Genomic DNA, 899 nt, shown 5'->3' with positions numbered 1-899 from the left:
GGTGACCGGAACCCCCGCGGCGACCTCCATCACCGCGTGATACCGCTGCTCGACCACGCTCAACTCCACCAGCACGGCCCCGGCCCTCCCTGCACACGCCGATCAGACGCGCACAGCCAAGCCGAGGCAAGCGGTGTCAAGCATCAGGTGAAGCCACAACGTCAAGCATCAACCGAGACAAGACAACGCGGCTGGAGACACTTGAGTTCAAAAGGTCCCTGGATGTCCGAGGCGTCACGGGCGGCCGGGGAGCCGTGACAGGCTATGGTCGTTGGTTTCTGCTCAGCGACTCCGCGGCGGTGATCAGGGAAGCACCCAGCAGCACCACGTCCTTGATCAGAAATTGGCCGGCTGGCGAGAGCTTCGGCTCTCGGCCCCGCTGGTGCCACGCCTCCGGAGTGCTGATCAGGAAACTGAGCGTGACGGTGAACATCCCGGCCGCGAGCAGGCTGCCGGCTGCCGAGACTCTGGGCGCCCACCGTCCGGTGGAGATCATCCCGGCGATCGTGATCTCAGTGATCCCGATGGCTTTGGCCAGTCTCGTCTCTCCGAGCGCTCTCAGCGGCCGTCGCAGCAGTGGGCTCGAGACGACCACAGGACGGATGTTCTCCACCTCGTAATCCTCGAACTTGAGCCGTCCGATGCTGGCGAGGTTCAGTGCGAGTCCGAATCGGCTCGCCGTGATCCCTCCGGAGTGCAACCTGGCGATAGCGGTGTGCGCTGCCATGGCATTCTCCTGTCTTCGCACAGGCGCTGCCCCGACGGCCTGACCGTGGTGGCGGGTGTGCTTCTCCCCTCGGCCCCCGACCCGCGGAGGACCTCTCCCCAGGATCTGGTTTTTACCCTCCTCCACCCCCCCCCCCCCCCCCAGAACCACGGGGGGGGAGGTTTTTTTTTCC

At 65.4% G+C, this 899-nt stretch carries 1 protein-coding gene; it reads right to left on the bottom strand.

Translation table 11 applies throughout. The features are described 5' to 3' along the window. Positions 1-262: 262 nt before the first annotated feature. The gene (locus ACZ418_RS42035) at positions 263-727 is read right to left on the bottom strand and encodes a DUF417 family protein (protein WP_468373930.1); all 465 of its coding nucleotides are present in this window, start codon (positions 725-727) and stop codon (positions 263-265) included. Positions 728-899: the final 172 nt, after the last annotated feature.

It is taken from the genome of Streptomyces sp. NPDC030820 (assembly GCF_055572075.1).
This window is presented reverse-complemented; position numbering and strand designations above follow the sequence as displayed.